The organism is Pseudomonas sp. PvP028 (assembly GCF_017832255.1).
Classification (GTDB): domain Bacteria; phylum Pseudomonadota; class Gammaproteobacteria; order Pseudomonadales; family Pseudomonadaceae; genus Aquipseudomonas; species Aquipseudomonas syringae.
Map to the genome: position 1 here is coordinate 4,797,037 of NZ_JAFIBL010000001.1, position 17,800 is coordinate 4,814,836.

A 17,800-nucleotide genomic window follows, 5' to 3' on the forward strand; every position below is an offset into this window, starting at 1 on the left:
TCAGGTCGTCTTGAAAGGAGTCGCCACTTGATACTGGAAGCGATCGGCGCGACTGACCGAGCGGGAAAGCTCCACCGGCTGCCCCGCCGGGTCACAGGAAACCGTCAGTACGGTCAGCGCCGGCATGTGTCGGGGCATCAGCAACCACGCGGCCTCTTCGCGGGACGGCAGGCGTGCGCCGATCAGGCTCTGCGCACGGCTCAACGGCAACTCGCGCTCAGCCAGGTACTGGCGCACCGAGCCGCCGCGGTAATCGGCCAGCAAATCGCTGTAACGGGCGCTGTAGCGGTGGAAGATCAGGCTGACCGCCTGGCCGTCCAGTTTGCGCAGTGTCTGCAGTTCGATCAGCGGCGCGTGCTCGTCCACTCCCAGATGCTGGGCATCTTCACGGCTGGCCTGACATTCCTGACGACGCAGCAGGATCGCTTCCACGCCCAGGCCCTGCGCCGACCAGGATTTGCTGTAGGCGCTGTCAGCCTGCATCGGATAAATCAGCGGACGCTCCAGCACTTGAGTGCCTTTGCCCTGACGTCGCAACACGCTGCCCTCACGTACCAGTTCATCGACCGCGCGGCGAATGGTGTGGCGGTTGACGCTGAAGCGCTCGGCCAGCTGGAATTCGGCGGGCAGGAAATCGCCGGGCTGATAGGTAGTCAGCTCTTCACGCAAGATGTTGGCGAGCTCGTGGTACATCGGGCTAACTTGTCTAGACAACTGCATGGTTAAAAAAAGTGTTCATTGAACACCCCTCTTCTGTCAGATGAATTGCTTGCGCAGGCGCTGCGACATGATGTCGATGACGCTTACCACAACGATGATCACCAGCAGCACGGCGCTGGTCTGGACGAACGCAAAGGCGCGAATGTTTTCCCAGAGGATAACCCCGATGCCTCCTGCGCCGACCATCCCGACCACCGTCGCCGAGCGCACATTGGATTCGAACCGGTATAGAGCATAGGAGATCCACAGCGGCATGACCTGCGGGATGACCCCGTAGATGACTTCCTGCAAGGCGCTGGCACCGGTGGCGCGCACCCCTTCGACCGGTCCGGGCTCTATGGCTTCGACAGCTTCGGCGAACAATTTGGCGAGGACCCCGGTGGTGCTGATCCACAGCGCCAGCACCCCGGCGAACGGCCCCAGCCCGACGGCGACCACGAACAGCATCGCAAACACCATCTCGTTGATCGAACGAAAAGCGTCCATGCAGCGCCGCAGCGGCAGATGAATCCACCACGGCGTGATGTTCTCGGCGCACAGAATGCCCAGCGGTATCGAGCAGACAATCGCCAGCGCCGTGCCCCACAGAGCAATCTGGATAGTCACCAGCATTTCCTTGAGGTAACTGCGCCACTCACGGAAGTCCGGAGGGAAGAAATCGGCGGCGAATGTGGCCATGTTCGACGAGTCGCGAACCAGTGCCATCGGGTTCATTTCTGCGCCGTGCCAGGCCCAGGCGAGTGCAGCGAGCAACAGGCCCCAACCCAGATAACGGGACCCGTTGGGTTTGCCCGCGACCTGGGTATAGGCAGCATGAGTGGTCATGACGAACTCCTGATCGTGAACGGCTGGCTCAACCTGCGGAGCTGCCTGCGGTTTTCTGGTTCAGCTCGGTGATGCGCTCCTGCAACTTGCTCAGGCTGGCATCGATATCCTTGAGACGGGCGGCTTTCTCCTGCTCGTCCAGCGTGGTGCTGGCCACCACTTCGGTGCGCTGCTTGAACAGTTCGAGTTGGCGAATGGGCAACAACTGGTCGTCGCTGGACTTGAGAAACTTGCCCATCTGCATGTTCTTCAGCACGGTTTTCTCTTCGTCGGTATTGCCGTAACTGGTGAAGAATTCACGAATCTTTGCCTTTTCCTGGTCCGACAGCGCCTTGCTCCAGACAATCGGGTCGGCCGGGATCAGCGGCGATTTCCAGATCACCTTGAGTTGCTCGACCTTGTCGGGCTGAGTCACGGCCAGGCGATCCCAGCTTTCGGTGTTGAAGGTCGCAACGTCCAGCTGACCCTTGGCAACGCTGAGGGCGTTGACTTCATGACTGGAGTTCAAGGTGCGCTTGAAGGCGGTGGACGCATCGACATGGTTTTTCGCAAACACGTAATAACCTGGCACCAGATAGCCCGAAGTGGAGTTCGGGTCACCGTTGCCGAAGGTCAGGCTCTTGGCGTTCTTGAGCATGTCTTCGACGTTATTGATCGGGCTGTCCTTACGTACGATCAGCAGGCTCCAGTAGCCCGCGTCACCGTTGGCGGCCGAGGTCTGGGCAAAGATCTCGCCGTTGGAGCGGTCCACCGCTTCCATCGCCGCTTTGTTGCCCAGCCAGGCCACGTCCACCTTGTTGAAACGCATGCCCTGAATCAGGCCGGCGTAGTCCGAGGCGAAGGTGGCGTTAACCTTGAGACCGGTCTTGCGGCTCATGTCATCGAGAAACGGCTGCCAGATACTTTTCAGGTTTTGCGAAGACTCGGTGGACATGATGCCGAAATTGATGGCTTTTTCTTCTGCGGCCTGGACCGTGCCCAACGCGCAGGCAGTCAGCAAGGCGGCAGAGGCGAGAAGACGACCGATACGCTTGAACATGCAGGCTCTCCGGAAAATGTCAGGTGGGGGATGTTGAAAGGACGTCAGACCTTGGCCAGCGTCAGGCTGGCTTTTTGCCGCACACGCCGGCTTCGTTCGGTGATCATCAGACTCGCGTCCGCGTCTGCACCGTAGAGGTCGTTGAGAAACTGTTTGCTGAGGTCCTGCGCCAGACCATCAAAATGGATGCGCCCCGACTTGAGAGCCACCGCACGCGGGCAATAGCGCACGGCATAATCGACCTGGTGCAGGGTCACCACGACCGTCTTGCCGTCGCGGCGGTTGATGTCGGCGAGGATTTCCATGACGCGGCGGGCCGATTCCGGGTCCAGCGAGGCAATCGGTTCGTCGGCGAGGATCACTTCGGCGCGCTGGGTCAAGGCCCGGGCTATCGCCACTCGCTGCTGCTGACCGCCGGACAGGGTCGAAGCCCGTTGCGCGGCAAGGTCCGCCAGCCCGACCCTTTCCAGCGCAGCCATTGCACGCTGTTTTTCCTCGTTATTGAACAGCGCAAGACTGCCGCGCCAGCGTGGCATGCGCCCCAGACAACCGAGCAGGACGTTGTCCAGCACGCTGAGGCGATTGACCAGATTGAATTGCTGAAAGATATAACCGATGTCGGCGCGCAGACGTCGCACCTGGCCGTTCAGGCGACCCGAGGACTGAACCTCGCGCCCCAGCACCTGAACCTGTCCGCCATTGCTGCGATCGCAGCACGCCAGGCCGGCGAGATGCCGGAGCAGCGTTGACTTGCCCGAACCGGAAGCGCCAATCAGCGCGACCATCTCACCGGGTTGTATAGACAACGCAAGGTCAATGAGCGCGCTTTTATGGGAAAAGGTCTTGTTCAGGCCTTGTACATGAATGGCTTCGTTCATGAGGCTTCTCGGTCTGTGTACGACCCGGGACAGGTCGCATTTGGTTGTCAACCAAACTGAACCTGTGTTGTTGCAGCCTCATGAAGCTCGAATGACGGGGTCATAACAGTTTGTCGCAGATGTTGTTGCGATGCGCACACGTTCAGCGATGCAGGGCGTCGGGATACGGTTCCAGACGCTCTGCCTGCGCCGCCCAGGTATGAGCAGCGGCGCAGAGAATGGCCGGATCAGATCCTGAAGCTGCCCACCAGTTGCTGCAGACGCGCGGCCTGCTCTTCCAGCGAGTTGCAGGCATCCAGGGTCTGGCGCAGGTTGTCGACGCCCAGCTGGTTGAGGGTGTTGATGTGAGTGATGTCGACATTGATCGATTCGACCACCGAGGTCTGCTCCTCGGTTGCCGCCGCGACCGACTGGTTCATGCCGTTGATCTCTTCGATACGGCGGGTCACGCTGCTCAGACGCTCGCCGGCCAGGTTGGCGATGCCGACGCTGTCCTCGCTCTGACGCTGGCTCTCGGTCATGTTGGTCACTGCGTCGCGAGCGCCGACCTGCAGCTCTTCAATCATGGTCTGCACTTGCTGGGCAGAATCCTGAGTGCGATGCGCCAGGTTGCGCACTTCGTCGGCCACGACCGCAAACCCGCGCCCGGCTTCACCGGCACGCGCCGCTTCGATGGCCGCGTTGAGCGCCAGCAGGTTGGTCTGCTGGGAAATGCTGGTGATCACTTCGAGAATCTGCCCGATGTTGGCGGTCTTGCCATTCAGGCTTTCGATGTTCACGCACGACTCGCTGATCTTCCCGGACAGCTCGTTCATCGCCTTGATGGTCTGCTGCACGACGTTCTGGCCGTCGCTGGCCAGGCCGCTCGCATCGCTCGACTGCTGCGAGGTGCGTGCCGCATTCTGGGCGATTTCCTGGGCTGCGGCGCCCAATTCGTTGATCGCCGCCGCCACGCTTTCGGTACGGTTGGACTGCTGGTCCGAGTTGCTCATGGACGCGTTGGAGACCTTGACCACCCGAGTGGCAACCTCGCCCAGCTGTGCGGCAGTCGAAGCCACTTCACGAATCGAAGTGTGAATGCGCTCGACGAAACGGTTGAACGACTCGGCCAGTTCACCGAATTCATCCTGCGAAGTGATCGCCAGACGCTTGGTCAGATCGCCCTCACCGTCAGCGATATCACGCATCGCACGGCCCATCTGATGCAAGGGCTGCATCAACACGCGAATCAACAGACCCAGCAGCAGGATGATCACCACCACCACTACCACCATGGCCGTGATGGCCGAGGCACGGAACTCGGCCAACATGGCGTAGGCGGAATCCTGCTCGAGTACCAGTGCCACGTACCAGTTGGCCGTCGAAACACCTTGAACAGGCGTGAAAGAAATGATTTCCGGCTTTTTACCGGAGTCGATTTCGGTCACACCCGTGGTAATTTTCGGAGTGTTGGTCGGGTAGGCTTCACTGATGTTCTTGAGCACCAGTTTGCTGTCCGGGTGCACCAGAATCTTGCCGTCGGCACTGACCAGAAATGCATAGCCATGGCCATCGAAGTTCAGCGAGTTGATGATCTTGGTGACGTTGTCCAGAGCGATATCGGCACCGGCCACGCCCACGAACTGATTCTGGAACTTGACCGGTGTGGCCATGGTCATGACCAGCTTGCCGGAAGATGCCGCGATGTAGGGTTCGGTCACAATGGTGCCGGGCGCATTCTGTGCCGCCTTGTACCAGCCACGCGCACGCGGGTCGTAGTCAGCGGGGCGATTGGCGGACGGCACCGAGAACATCACGCCTTCGGTGCTGCCAAAGTAGCTCAGCTGAAAACTTTCGCTGTAGGCCGGCAGGCCGATGGCGCGCTGCAACTGGGGCAGTTCCTTGCCATCCGCGGCGATCTGCTGCGACATCGATTGCAGCAATTGCATACGGCTTTCCAGCCAGGTCTGAATATTCTGCGTGGTGAGCGTACCCAGTTGCTGCAACTCGGACTTGACGCTGGATTTGAGTGACTGACGCTGGCGATAGTCATTGACGACAATGAACACGCTGAACGCAACAACCACAATCAATGCAGCGGCAAGAAGGATTTTCTTGCTGAACCCCAGACTCTTCATAGCGGATACTTCCACGGCAAAAAACCAATAAGGACGATCTCTGGATCGCCAATCAAACTTCACAACGGTGCCGTCTATTTCACGTTACAACCCACAGGCCGTTCAGCAACCGGAGCCGATACACCTGCCGCGGCGTCAATCACCAGGCAGGTCCGAGTATCGACACCTTACAAAGACGCTTGTATCGCCATATCGGCGCGACCCACGAGTCCTTGATTATTTTTTTCGTCGGGGGTCGAGATGTCCTTCCCATAATCGACACTCAAGCGTGCAGAACATGAAAAACTGGCTATGGTTGAAATCATCCCCCGCCCTGCACAGGATGGTTTCGCCATGCCAAGTATCGAGCAACTTTTTGACGGTTTGCATAGCCTCCCGAGTATTCCCAAAGTGGCTCAGGACTTGATGCTGCAATTTGACAATCCCTCTTCCAACCTGGAAAGCATTGCCCGCAATATAGAAAAAGACCCGGTGATTGCGGCCAAGGTATTGCGCTTGGCCAACTCGGCGCGCTTTCGTGGTTCGAGGGAATCCTCGAGCATCGAAGACGCGGCCATGCGCCTGGGTTTCAATACGTTGCGTACGCTGGTAATGGCCTCGGCAGTGACCGGTGCCTTCAAGGCCGGGCCGAGTTTTGATCTCAAGGGGTTCTGGCTGAAAAGCTTTCAGGTGGCAGGGATCTGCCGGATGCTGGCGAAACAGACCGGTGCCGACACTGAAATCGCCTTTACCTGCGGGGTCATGCATAACATCGGTGAGTTGCTGATCCAGACCGGCGCGCCCGATGTGGCCGAGCGCCTGAACAACGCCGCCAAAGCCGGGACGCCAGGGCGTGCAGCCAGCGAAACCCTGCAACTGGGTTTCAGCTACCCGGAAGTCGGCGCAGAACTGGCCAGTCGCTGGCATCTGCCCCAGGTCATTCGCGACGCTATCGCCTATCAGGCGACTCCGCTGAAGGCACCGAAGGACGCGTCTTTACCGAGGATCGTCGCCCAGGCCATCACCATTTCAGACGCGCTGGAAGCCCACGGCGGCGCGACACCTCAGGCGCAGCAAGCGTCAGGCGGGCCGCTGATGGAAGGCATCGATCTGGACGCGCTGTTTGCCGGGTTGCCAGCGGTGCTGGAAGCCGACAAGGCGTTTTCCGAATTGTTGAGCTGAGCCACCGGCAACTCTAAAGGCTGGACCGCGCAAGCGGGCAGAACATCGAGCGGTCCATTGCTGAGGCCGCACAGTGCATTTATCTGTATATCCATACAGATAAAACTTGCCCGCTACGCATTCAACGTTCATCCTTGCAGCCCTTGCACCGGTAATCGACGACGGTAGTCATGCGGCTGTTTCTCTGCGAAAAACCTTCCCAGGCCAAAGACATTGCGGCTGCGCTCGGCGCGACCCGGCGTGGCGACGGCTGCTGGGTGGGTGCCAATGCGACGGTGACCTGGTGCATCGGCCACCTGCTGGAAACCGCCCCGCCCGATGCCTACGATGCACGTTACAAACGCTGGGTGCTGGAAGACCTGCCCATTGTTCCGGAAAAATGGAAGATGCTGGTCAAGCCCAGAACTGCCAGCCAGTTCAAGGCAGTCAAACGACTGCTGGGTGAAGCCCGGGAACTGGTGATCGCCACCGATGCCGACCGTGAGGGCGAAATGATCGCCCGCGAACTGATCGAGCACTGTCGCTATCGCGGGCCGATTCAGCGCTTGTGGCTGTCGGCACTGGATGACGCCTCGATTCGCAAGGCGCTGGCGGCGCTCAAGCCCGGTGCCGACACGTTCAGCCTGTATCACTCGGCACTGGGCCGATCACGCGCCGACTGGCTGATCGGCATGAACATGAGCCGTCTGTTCACCCTGCTGGGTCGACAATCCGGTTATCAGGGCGTGTTGCCAGTGGGCCGGGTACAAACCCCGACCCTGCGACTGGTGGTAGACCGTGATCGCAGCATCGCCAACTTCGTCCCGGCGCCCTACTGGGCGATTGACGTCAGGCTGCTGCATGACAATCAGGCCTTCATTGCCCAGTGGCGCGCGCCGTCGGACGCCTGCGACGATCAGGACCGCTGCCTGAACCAGGCGCTGGCGCAACAGGCTGCGCACGACATGCACGCCGCAGCCAGCGCACGACTGGTCAAGCTGCGTACCGAGCGCATTCGCGAAGCCGCGCCCTTGCCGTTCGACCTGGGTACCCTGCAGGAAATCTGTTCGAAGAAGCTCGGGCTCGGCGCGCAGGAAACCCTCGACATCGCCCAGTCCCTGTATGAAACCCACAAGGTCATCACCTACCCGCGCAGCGATTGCGGGTACCTGCCGAACAGTCAGCACGGTGAAGCCGCAGGCATCATCGCAGCGCTGTGCAAGGCCGACCCTGCACTGGCAGGCCTTTCCCCGCACCTCGACCCACAACGTCGGTCACGGGCCTGGAATGACAGCAAAGTGACGGCGCACCACGGCATCATTCCCACCGCGGCGGTGCGTGGCGTAGAACGTCTGACCGGCAAACCGCGAGCGGTGTATACCCTGATCAGGGCGCGTTACCTGGCCCAGTTTCTGCCCAACCATGAATACGACCGCACCCAGGCTGACTTCGACTGTGCAGGCCACGCGCTGCGTGCGGTGGGCAAGCAGATCGTCGAGCCGGGCTGGAAGCGTGCGATGCCCGAAGCGCTGACCCCGGCCAAGGGTCGTGAAGCGCCTGCCCCGCAGCCGTTGCCGGCATTGTTTCAGGGCTGCGAGTGTGCAATCGCCGAGGTCGTCCTCAAGGACCTCTGGACCCAGCCGCCGAAACCGTTCACCGAGGGAGACCTGATCAAGGCGATGAAGAACGTCGCCAAACTGGTGGAAGACCCGCTGCTCAAACAGAAGCTCAAGGACACCACCGGCATCGGCACCGAAGCCACCCGCGCCGGGATCATTCAAGGCCTGCTGGACCGTGGCTACCTGACCAAGCAGGGCAAATCGCTGTGCGCAGCACCGGCGGCCTTCAGCCTGATCGACGCCGTGCCGCGTGCCATCGCCGATCCGGGCACTACCGCCATCTGGGAGCAGGCGCTGGACATGGTCCAGAGCGGCGAAATGAGCCTCGAAGAGTTCGTTGCCAAACAGGCGGCGTGGATGAGCAAACAGGTCAGCCGTTGCGTCGGCATGCGTATGAGCATCAGCGGGCCGGCCAGCCCGGCAGGCGTTGCGCCGCCCTGGAAGAAAAAACGCAAGACCACAAAGCGCGTCGCCAAGACCTCCACCGCCACAGCGGACACTGCGGCGAAAAAGCCACGGCGTGCTGCCAGACCGGCCGCCAAGGCGTAGGCCGGAACGGCGATAGCCAGATCAGCCACTGCACATTCAAGCGTTACAAACAGGTGTTACAACATGTCAGACCGAGAGCTCATCATTCCGCCCACCATGCAGTCGATCATGGACCGTGCAGGCTATGCGCCTGCGGTCAGGGTTGGGGATACCCTGTACTGCGCGGGCCAGGTGGGGCGTACGCGGGATATGGAAGTCATTCTCAACCCTGAGGCGCAATTCATCGCCTGCTGGGAAAATCTGCGCACCGTACTCGCCGAGGGCGGCTGCACCTTCGACGATATCGTCGACATGACCACTTATCACGTCGCCATGAGCGAGCACATGGCGGTGTTTCGTGAAGTGAAAAACCGCATTTTCCCGCGTGGCCAATGTGCCTGGACCTGCATCGGCGTTGCCGAACTGGCGCACCCCGGGTTGCTGCTCGAAATCAAGTGCGTTGCGGTCAGGCGCAACAACACCTGATCGACATCACAGACTGGAGCGCAAGGGTATCTCGTGCCGCGAAGACTGGGCCCGGACATCGTCAAGACCGACCATTTCGTCATGCGCCACGGCCTGGGTCATGAACAGTTTTACGTCAGACACCGAAGACAGCACCTTGCGCGCCTCTTCCACCGAAGCAACGTGCAGGGTTTTTCCGCTCGAATCTTCCACCGGCACAGACTTGCCGTCGAGCTTTGCGTGCAGCACGTAGGAACCGCCTTCCATGGAGATCAAATCGAGTTCACGAACCGTTTGATCCTTTACATGCTTGGTCAGGTCTTGAATGTTCAAAGTCACACCTCCGGTGGCGTTCTGGAAATCAGCGCCGCTTGAAAATGGAGCTTTTATTGGCGCAAACGTTCAGTCCTTTCGGGTCAGGCCAGCCTGAACACGCCTGCCGTCAGTGCATGAAACACATTGAGCGATGTCACTGTGGGTCAGCATCGAACACCGGGCGCGCACGTCGCGCCCTCGCTTATTTACCCAATAGCAGCGCTGCGTCGAAGCCCATCCGCAAGTTGCCCCAGTGGCGCCCCTCGAAGAAGAACGGCACATCGATTTCGGTCATGATCTCGCCGGTATCGCGCAGGTAAGTCTGCAACAGAAAACGCTGCTTGTTGCCTGCGGCGCGCAGACCAATCGGGTCGGAGAACATACGTTTGTTGCGGCACACCGGCAGATCGACTTCACGATTGCCGGTAGGTTTTTGCGATACCCAGCTGTTATTGACCGGGCAATAGCCCTTGCTGTCGACGATGAATGTAACCTTGCCGCCCCGTGTGCCCTTGGTCAGCTTGTCGCATTCTTCCTGGCAGATTTGCGCAAAACGCTCGGTGTAACCGGTGGTGTATTGTTTGGGGTCTGTGCCCGAAATCAGCTTGTAACTCTGATCGAACAGATTGACGCCATGTTTATGCAGCTCGACCAGGCGTGCTTGCAGAATGTCACGGCACTGGCTAGCGCGAGTGATCGCCGCATCCAGTTCGCCATGCCCAAGCACAAATCGCCCCAACAGCGCCTGCACCTGCTCGGCCACGCTGGAAAGATCCCGGGTGGCCGTCGCGGAGTGCTGCATGCGCTGGTCGATGGCCTGGCTATCGGAATAGATCCGCGTTACCCGTTCATTGATCCCCGTGTTGGTAGAAGCAAACTGCTGAATGTGCGCAGCGATGTCGGCGAGCTTGTCGTTGGTCGACTCGAAATCGCCGATCATGCTTTCGAAATGGCCGGACGCACGCTCTACCACCAGCTGGGTTTCGCGGGCGCTGTGGCTGATCTGGATGGTCTGTTCGTGTGTGGAGCTGACTTCCTGAAGCATAGCGTCGATGTTGCGAGAGATATCATCAGTGGCTTTACTGACGTTTTGCGCCAGCGTGCGCACCTCGTCAGCCACCACCGCAAAACCTCGACCACTCTCCCCTGCACGTGCCGCTTCGATGGCCGCATTGAGCGCCAGCAGGTTGGTTTGCGAAGAAATCTGCTGAATAAGACCGACAATCGACTTGATGCTTGATGAACGTTCATTCAAGCCGGAGACCAGCCCGCCGAACTCATTGAGGCTGCTGGATATCTGGCTGATGTTTCCGGTCACTTCCAGCAATTCGGCATAAGAATCGCGCGCCATGCTCAGGTTCTGCGCGGTGGTGCTGGAAATGCCCTGGGTCTGTTGCGAGACGTCCTCGATGCTGCCCACTGCCATGTTGCTCTGGTCCATCACTTCTCTGGCGAAGCGTGCCTGATCGGTTGCGCTGTCGCTGGAATCACTGATGTTCTTCAGCGAACGCGCCGACTCGACGGCGATCTGTACAGTCAGCCCTTGAATGCTGCTGATGATCTCGCGCTGTTTGGCCAGAAAGAGATTGCAGGTACTGGCCAGCCCGCGAATTTCATCATGAGTGAGCAACGGCAGATCCTTCGACAGATCACCCTCACCACTGGCGACCTCTTCGAGCGCGCGGGTCATGGACATCACAGGACGCACGATCAGGTGGCGGAAATACCAGACCATGAAGCTGACCATGACCAGCGTGAACAGCGTGCTCAACAGAATCGCATTGCTCAGCAGATCAAGCTGACTCTGGATCACGCCCAGCGCGGCAGGGTCCGTTTGCGTGCCGCGCAATTGCAGCATGATGTCGGAACGAATGTTCAACGCCACCCAATACAGCAAGGCGCTGACCAAGACCAGCAGGAAAAGACTTGATAGCTTCTTGGTCAGCGTGTTGAAAAACTGCTTTTCAACTGACTCGTACAAAGCCTTTAACGTCTGCATTTTGCTGCTCCTGGGTACAAGGGTGATTCCGGTGCGATGGTTAACGTCTGTCGCTACCAAAGCTTTAATGCGTTTGCCTTCAGCGGAGGCGGAAAAACTTCGACCACGCAGCTCACGGTGCTTTTCGCGCCGCAGAGTACTGCAGAGCTGGGCAATTTGATATCACAGCTGAAAGCGATCGACCGATTGTGAAAGCTGCCCGGCCATTACCGACAGTTCGTCAGTCGTACTGGCGGTCTGGCCGATGACCCGGCTATTGCCCTCGGACATGCTGGCAATCATTTCTACCTGATGAGCGATTTCATTACTCGCCAGGCTTTGCTCACCAATGGTGCGGGTGATGTCGTTGACCAATTGTGTGGTGCTCAACGTGGCATCCAGGATATCGCTGATCGCACGTTCCACTTCGGCGGTGACCGCCATGCCCTTGTCGACCTGAGCCACACCGGCTTCCATGCTGGTGACCGCCTCACGGGTGCTCTGCTGAATGCGCGCAACCATGGTGGTGATTTCCTGAGTGGACGCACTGGTGCGCCCCGCCAGGCTGCGCACCTCGTCGGCTACCACGGCAAACCCACGGCCCTGCTCGCCAGCGCGGGCGGCTTCGATGGCCGCGTTGAGTGCCAGCAGGTTGGTCTGGTCGGCAATGCCCTTGATGACCTGAATAATATTGAAGATTCCTTCCGAGTCCTTGTCCAGCGTACGGATCACCTGAGCCGACTGCTGCGCCGAACGGGCAATGCTGTCCATGTCACTGACCACCTGATGGATTACCCGACCGCCGTTCTTGGCCAGGGATTCGGCCTGACTGGCCATTTCCAGGGCCTGCCCGGCATGCCGGGTGATTTCTTCAATGCTTGCGGTCATCTCGCTGGTCGCCGCCGACATGGTGCCGGCTGCCGAACTCTGTTGCCGGCTGCTGTCGGCCACCTCATGGCAACCACTGCTGAGCTGACGGCTCATACCACTGACGTCGTTGGCATTGCTGCGCACCACTTCGATCATGCTGCGCAGGTCACGCTGCATGATCGCCAGGCTGCGAATCAGCATGCTGGCTTCGTCACGGCCACGGGACTCGGCGATAGGTTCGCGCAGGTTGCCATGGGCAATACTGTCGGCAATACGGCTGGCGGACGCGAGCGGGATCATGATGCTGCGCGTCACCCAATGCCCCTGGATCAGCAGCAGCAAAATACTGATCGAAAGCACGACCGCCAAGGTCACATTGGCACTGCTAATCGCCTGACGAGTGCGCTCGCCGCTGGCTTTGGAATTGTCCTCGATCAGGTCACTCAAGCTCGACATCTGCCCCTCCAGTTGCGTGAAGGCGCTGGAAAATGTACCCAGCTCTTGCTGCGCGCGGTCCGGGCTGTCGATGGCCAGCCCGACAATCCGCTCGCCTGCGCTGATATAGGCGTCGAGGCTAGGCTTGATCCTGCTGAGTTCTGCCTTAATGGCATCGGTGAGCGGCAGTTGCAGGTTATCGCTCACGACCTTGCGAAACAGTGCGGCATGCTCATTGAGCGACACCTGCACTTCATCACGCGAACTGTTGCTCCTGCCAAGGCCGAACAGCATCGCTGACAGCACATCGGCGCGCAGCGCGTCGTGCATCATGTCGGCTTGCAGGTGATTGCCCAGCGCAGCCATGCTGACTTCACTGTCGAGCATCGCCGCCTCCATGCGCGTATTACCCAGGTAGTTGACCAGGCTGATGATCATGACGGTCAGTACACTGGTGCCTATCAGCAAGAACAGACGTAGTTTTATCGACATCCTGTAGCCCTCCGGTCAATGAAATAACGCGAGCTGCGGATTGCTCTTATCAACAGCTTATCGACGCACGTTGCCAGATACTTAGGCCTATTTAGCGGATGTTGTCGAATCGGCAGACAATAACCTTGACCGTCCGGCCTGACGCCGCTCTGTAACGCGTCTATGGTGAACTAACGACATTCAATCCCCCACAGGAGCAAACACTGTGCCTGACAAGAAGTTCGCCATCGATCTCGCCTACCGGCCCCGCCTTGCCGACCTCAGACCGCTGACGTCGACTACAGCATTACTCGAGCCACAGGCGCTGGCCGCACCGCGCACCACACCGGCAAGCGACTTGAAAAAGCGCACCGGCTATGCCGAGAACTTCCTCGGTGATTTCATCGTGCCCTGGCCGACTGTCGACGAGGAACTGGCGCCTGATGTCTATCCGTTGAAGGACACCGGGGATCGCCTCGATTACACACACTTTTCCATCACCATGTCGCGCAGTCGGCGTCTGGCACTGTATGTCGGCGTCAACATTGATGGTGCCAATAGCGTAGAGGTCAAGCGCAGCAAGGATTCCTGGGCCTTCGACGGCCGTCTGCCTGCCGAAGCGCAGATTGGCGAAAGCGTATACGCCGACAACCTGCTGGATCGCGGCCATCTGGTTCGGCGTCAGGACCCTAACTGGGGCAAGGAAGCCGAAGTTGCCAACAGTGACACCTTCCACTTCACCAACTGCTCGCCGCAGATGGGTGCGTTCAACCAGAAGACCTGGCTGGAACTCGAGGACTACATTCTCGACAACACACGACGCTGGAAATCACGGGTAACGGTGTTCACCGGCCCGGTGCTGCGCGACGACGACCGCAGCTACCGCAATGTCAAAATCCCTTCGGCATTCTGGAAGGTCGTGGCCTTTCTCGGTGATGACGGCAAGCCTTCGGCCAGCGCCTACATGATCGACCAGACCCGCGAGCTGGGTAAGCTGGATATCATGTTCGGCCCGCTCAAAACCTGGCAACGCAGCGTCGCGCAGATCGAGCAACTCACCGGTATCCGCTTTGGCGACCTGTCCAGTTACGACGGGTTCTCCAACGAAGAGCGCCTGACCGGCACACGCATCGAAGCCCAGATCCGCGGACCGCAGGATATCCGGGTCTGACCTGCCGATAAGCGCGCCCTGTTCCACGTTCGATCCCGAGTGTGCAGCAAGGACACAAACGTGTGACGCCCGGCGCCACACGTTTGCAACCTGCGCACTACTCGAACTGCTGACGATTTTCCGGAGTAATGAGCTTGAACGGCACCCAGATGACCGGGGACGCCAGGGTTTCGCCGCGCGCCATGCGCATCGCGGCATCCACTGCGCCGTCGGCCTGCCCGAGCGCATCCTGAAACACGCTCACCGCCATCTTGCCTTCGGCCATCAGCTTCAAACCGTCCGGGGTGCCATCGATCCCGCCCACCAGATAATCACCCGCCTTTTTGCCGGTTTTTTCCAGCCCCATGATTGCCCCAATGGCCATTTCGTCATTGTTGGCAGCGATGATGGAGAAGTCCACGCCCTGCTTGACCCATTCAATCACGATGGTCGCAGCCTGACTGCGCTCCCAGTTGCCGATTTTCTTCTGCACGACCTTCATGTCCGGGTACTTGGCGACCACCTTCTCCACGTCCTCGGTACGCATGACCGATGATTTGTTGCTCGGGTCGCCGACCAGAATCACCACATTGCCCTTGTAATTGGCGCGGCGGGCCAGCTCTTCCATCTGCAATGTGCCGGATTCCAGTTCGTCAGAGCCGACGAACGCCGTCAGCGCAGGCCACTTGGCAGGCTCCGGATTGCGATTGACGAATACCAGCGGCACCTTGGCCTCGTTGGCCAGACGCATCATTTCCGGCGCACTTTTGCCACTCACCATTGCGACGACGATGGCATCGACTTTCGAGTTCACCAGATTGCGAAACTGCCGCATCTGCAGCTCCACGTCGTCCTGGCCGTTTTCCATGAAAATGTCGGCGTCCAGCAGGGCTACCTGTTTTTCCACGCCGTGGCGCAGGATGGTCTGGAAGTTGTCGTTGTATTTGGCCATGCCTACACCGATCAGCGGCGTGGCAGCCTGCGCCAGGCCAGCGAACAGCAGGCTCGCACTCAGGGAAATCGATAACCACTGTTTCATGTTCTGACTCCCGGGGCGTTAAACGCTGAAATGATGAAGCAGCTCGCGCTGATCCCTGGCCATTTTCGACAGGTCCTGACTGCTGATTGCCGATTGCTCGGCACCGTCGGCGGCCTGCTGGGCGGAATCATTGATGTGCGTGACCATGCGACTGGTCTCCTGCACCGTCGCGCTTTGCTGTTCGGTGGCCGCAGCGATCTGAATGTTCATGTCGCGAATCACATCCACCGCCTCGCCCATTTCCACCAGCAATTGATCAGCGCCGGAAGCCAGTGTCACGCAATGGTCGGACTGGATCTGGCTTTCGTTCATCACCTCTACCGCCGAATGGATCTTGCTCTGCATCTGGCCGATCATTTCCTGGATTTCGCTGGTGGAGGTCTGAGTGCGACTGGCCAGTGAGCGCACCTCATCGGCCACCACCGCAAAGCCCCTGCCCTGCTCGCCAGCCCGCGCCGCTTCGATGGCGGCGTTGAGCGCCAGCAGGTTGGTCTGTTCGGCAATGGTGCGAATGGCGTCGACGATGCCGTCGATGTTCTGCCCGTATTTCTGCAACTCGTCGGTCACCGCAGACGCCTTGTTGACCTGTTCAGCCTGCTGGCGAATGTTGACGATGGTTTCAGCAACACGCTTTTGCACCTTTCCGGTCAGCTCACTGGTGCTGTCCACCGCGCCGCGTGTGTCCTGAGCCCGACGGGCGACTTCCTCGACCGTGCTTTCCATTTCATTCATGGCTGACGCGGCAGAGTTGAGCCGATCCTTCTGCTCGTCCACCACGCGGGTCGTCTGCTCACTGATCTGCGCGTTCTGGCTGGCGGTCAGCGCCAGGTTGTCGGCCGACCCGATCAGCTGACGAAACGTCTGTTGCAACGACTGGGTGAATTCATTGAGATAACCACCCAACTCACCAAACTCATCGCGGCGGCTGACGTCGAAACGTACCCGCATGTCGCCACTGGTGAGCGTCTTCAAAACCTCGCGAAACGCAGCCAGAGGGCGACGAAGGCTGAAGGCGACCCATGTGCCGATGATTGCTGCCGCCATGACGGCCAGCAGGCAGGCGATCAGCAACAGGCTAAGGCTGGTGGCAATCGTCGAATCCGCCCCGGCCTTGGCCTCGTTGGCCACCGCCACTGACTGATTGCCGAACTCGCCGATCTTGCCCAGCGTTGCTTGAAGACGGGTTTCCGCTGCCTGGCGCTGCTTGTCGACCTGCTCGGCGAGTGCCGCTTCCTGCCTGTAGGCCTGATAAACGCCGTCGCTGCCAGTCAGATCGTTAAGCAGGCGGTTGACCATCACTGCGGCAATCCGGCCAGCGCGCGGGTCGGCTGCGATGAGCTCCCGTGTGCGGGTACTGATCACCTCATCCTGCAAGTTGAGTACGCGCTGCAAGGTCTGAATATTCGGTGTGGCGGCATGGGCAGCCAGACCATCGTAGGATTTGCCGACCTCCAGTAGCAGCTTTTCCCCCGCTGCCACCGTCTCGGCGGAACCGGCGTTGCGCTCGCGGGCAATATAGTCACGAAGATAACCGGTCAGTTGCGCGCCCTGACTGCTGCTGTAGCCCTGCAACACTCGGCTCTGAAGTGCCTGCAGAACGTGCTGTCGATGGCTGGCAATCAGCGTCTGCGCCTGCTCGGCATAAGCAGCACTCAGTTGGCGTTGCTGGTTCAGGTTGTCGCGCAGTTCAGCATGATCGCCAATATAGGCAGGCGTGCTGTCCAGCAACTGATTGAACCGGGTCATGCTCTCGTTGAACGGCTGCTTGCCATCGTCGATCTGTTTGGGATCAGTGCTGACCAGAACCCCGAGCAGTGCCTGGTTGGCGCGCAGCACATGCACGTATAGCTCGCTCGCCGCCCTGCTCAAGGGTGCGGATTGCCCTGTGATGACGCTGATCCGATCGCTTATGGAATGAGTGCTTTGATAGCTGATACCTGCCATGGCGAGCAGCAGTACTACCAGCACAGCAAATCCACCGATCACTCGCTGAAGAATGGTCATGGCTATCCTCTTTTATTTTTATTGCGCTGAATCTGATCCGGGCCCGCGTGGAGAACGTCAGTCCGGAAAATGATCGCAGCGCTAAAGAGAATGTCGGCCGCGCCAAGGGCGACTTGAGACGTAGATCACATTATTTTTACTGGCAGGCACCACCGAAAAGGACTGCCTGACCTGAGACGTCACGCAGCCCTCTGCCAAATGCGGATG

At 59.5% G+C, this 17,800-nt stretch carries 14 protein-coding genes; 4 read left to right on the top strand and 10 right to left on the bottom strand.

The features are described 5' to 3' along the window. From phnF to JOE34_RS20565, 5 genes are all read right to left on the bottom strand, one after another. Positions 1-720, bottom strand: coding sequence for a phosphonate metabolism transcriptional regulator PhnF (gene phnF, locus JOE34_RS20545; protein ID WP_016567958.1), 720 nt, complete (start codon positions 718-720; stop codon positions 1-3). Positions 721-756: 36 nt separating this feature from the next. Continuing rightward, complete coding sequence (gene phnE, locus JOE34_RS20550; protein ID WP_003346933.1) at positions 757-1,545, bottom strand: phosphonate ABC transporter, permease protein PhnE; 789 nt, start codon at positions 1,543-1,545, stop codon at positions 757-759. 28 nt (positions 1,546-1,573) lie between these two features. Further along, the gene (gene phnD / locus JOE34_RS20555) at positions 1,574-2,584 is read right to left on the bottom strand and encodes a phosphonate ABC transporter substrate-binding protein (RefSeq protein WP_003423924.1); all 1,011 of its coding nucleotides are present in this window, start codon (positions 2,582-2,584) and stop codon (positions 1,574-1,576) included. Positions 2,585-2,628: 44 nt separating this feature from the next. Further along, on the bottom strand, positions 2,629-3,462 hold the full coding sequence (gene phnC / locus JOE34_RS20560; protein ID WP_003346938.1) for a phosphonate ABC transporter ATP-binding protein: 834 nt from the start codon (positions 3,460-3,462) through the stop codon (positions 2,629-2,631). Between the two features lie 227 nt (positions 3,463-3,689). Continuing rightward, entirely contained in the window at positions 3,690-5,579 is a 1,890-nt protein-coding gene (locus tag JOE34_RS20565; RefSeq protein WP_024960096.1) for a methyl-accepting chemotaxis protein, read from the bottom strand. Positions 5,580-5,912: 333 nt separating this feature from the next. On the opposite strand from JOE34_RS20565, the gene JOE34_RS20570 reads away from it, so the two are divergent. The 3 genes from JOE34_RS20570 to JOE34_RS20580 all read left to right on the top strand — a co-directional run bounded on the left by JOE34_RS20570 (position 5,913) and on the right by JOE34_RS20580 (position 9,352). Continuing rightward, entirely contained in the window at positions 5,913-6,740 is an 828-nt protein-coding gene (locus tag JOE34_RS20570) for an HDOD domain-containing protein (RefSeq protein ID WP_044311996.1), read from the top strand. A gap of 170 nt (positions 6,741-6,910) precedes the next feature. After that, positions 6,911-8,887, top strand: coding sequence for a DNA topoisomerase III (locus JOE34_RS20575; protein ID WP_209996546.1), 1,977 nt, complete (start codon positions 6,911-6,913; stop codon positions 8,885-8,887). 63 nt (positions 8,888-8,950) lie between these two features. Further along, entirely contained in the window at positions 8,951-9,352 is a 402-nt protein-coding gene (locus tag JOE34_RS20580; RefSeq protein WP_003423913.1) for a RidA family protein, read from the top strand. A gap of 6 nt (positions 9,353-9,358) precedes the next feature. On the opposite strand, the gene JOE34_RS20585 is transcribed toward JOE34_RS20580, so the two are convergent. From JOE34_RS20585 to JOE34_RS20595, 3 genes are all read right to left on the bottom strand, one after another. Continuing rightward, entirely contained in the window at positions 9,359-9,670 is a 312-nt protein-coding gene (locus JOE34_RS20585) for a DUF6482 family protein (RefSeq protein ID WP_024647907.1), read from the bottom strand. Positions 9,671-9,848: 178 nt separating this feature from the next. Next, positions 9,849-11,645, bottom strand: a complete 1,797-nt coding sequence (locus JOE34_RS20590; RefSeq protein WP_209996549.1) for a methyl-accepting chemotaxis protein — start codon at positions 11,643-11,645, stop codon at positions 9,849-9,851. Positions 11,646-11,807: 162 nt separating this feature from the next. Beyond that, the gene (locus tag JOE34_RS20595) at positions 11,808-13,421 is read right to left on the bottom strand and encodes a HAMP domain-containing methyl-accepting chemotaxis protein (protein ID WP_017278418.1); all 1,614 of its coding nucleotides are present in this window, start codon (positions 13,419-13,421) and stop codon (positions 11,808-11,810) included. A 205-nt stretch (positions 13,422-13,626) separates the two neighbouring features. Between JOE34_RS20595 and JOE34_RS20600 the strand changes: the two genes are divergently transcribed. Next, positions 13,627-14,571 carry a DNA/RNA non-specific endonuclease gene (locus JOE34_RS20600; RefSeq protein ID WP_010410330.1) on the top strand — a complete coding sequence of 315 codons (945 nt, stop codon included), beginning with the start codon at positions 13,627-13,629 and terminating at the stop codon, positions 14,569-14,571. A 97-nt stretch (positions 14,572-14,668) separates the two neighbouring features. On the opposite strand, the gene JOE34_RS20605 is transcribed toward JOE34_RS20600, so the two are convergent. Together JOE34_RS20605 and JOE34_RS20610 are read right to left on the bottom strand one after the other, a co-directional pair. Continuing rightward, a complete protein-coding gene (locus tag JOE34_RS20605) occupies positions 14,669-15,589 on the bottom strand; it encodes a substrate-binding domain-containing protein (protein ID WP_024647905.1) in 921 nt (306 codons plus the stop codon). An 18-nt stretch (positions 15,590-15,607) separates the two neighbouring features. Further along, positions 15,608-17,593 carry a methyl-accepting chemotaxis protein gene (locus JOE34_RS20610; protein WP_046719550.1) on the bottom strand — a complete coding sequence of 662 codons (1,986 nt, stop codon included), beginning with the start codon at positions 17,591-17,593 and terminating at the stop codon, positions 15,608-15,610. Positions 17,594-17,800: the final 207 nt, after the last annotated feature.

Bases quoted from the DNA above. Each gene is read 5' to 3' on its own strand.
- phnF (WP_016567958.1), bottom strand. From the start codon at position 720: ATGCAGTTGTCTAGACAAGTTAGCCCGATGTACCACGAGCTCGCCAAC.
- phnE (WP_003346933.1), bottom strand. From the start codon at position 1,545: ATGACCACTCATGCTGCCTATACCCAGGTCGCGGGCAAACCCAACGGG.
- phnD (WP_003423924.1), bottom strand. From the start codon at position 2,584: ATGTTCAAGCGTATCGGTCGTCTTCTCGCCTCTGCCGCCTTGCTGACT.
- phnC (WP_003346938.1), bottom strand. From the start codon at position 3,462: ATGAACGAAGCCATTCATGTACAAGGCCTGAACAAGACCTTTTCCCAT.
- JOE34_RS20565 (WP_024960096.1), bottom strand. From the start codon at position 5,579: ATGAAGAGTCTGGGGTTCAGCAAGAAAATCCTTCTTGCCGCTGCATTG.
- JOE34_RS20570 (WP_044311996.1), top strand. From the start codon at position 5,913: ATGCCAAGTATCGAGCAACTTTTTGACGGTTTGCATAGCCTCCCGAGT.
- JOE34_RS20575 (WP_209996546.1), top strand. From the start codon at position 6,911: ATGCGGCTGTTTCTCTGCGAAAAACCTTCCCAGGCCAAAGACATTGCG.
- JOE34_RS20580 (WP_003423913.1), top strand. From the start codon at position 8,951: ATGTCAGACCGAGAGCTCATCATTCCGCCCACCATGCAGTCGATCATG.
- JOE34_RS20590 (WP_209996549.1), bottom strand. From the start codon at position 11,645: ATGCAGACGTTAAAGGCTTTGTACGAGTCAGTTGAAAAGCAGTTTTTC.
- JOE34_RS20595 (WP_017278418.1), bottom strand. From the start codon at position 13,421: ATGTCGATAAAACTACGTCTGTTCTTGCTGATAGGCACCAGTGTACTG.
- JOE34_RS20605 (WP_024647905.1), bottom strand. From the start codon at position 15,589: ATGAAACAGTGGTTATCGATTTCCCTGAGTGCGAGCCTGCTGTTCGCT.
- JOE34_RS20610 (WP_046719550.1), bottom strand. From the start codon at position 17,593: ATGACCATTCTTCAGCGAGTGATCGGTGGATTTGCTGTGCTGGTAGTA.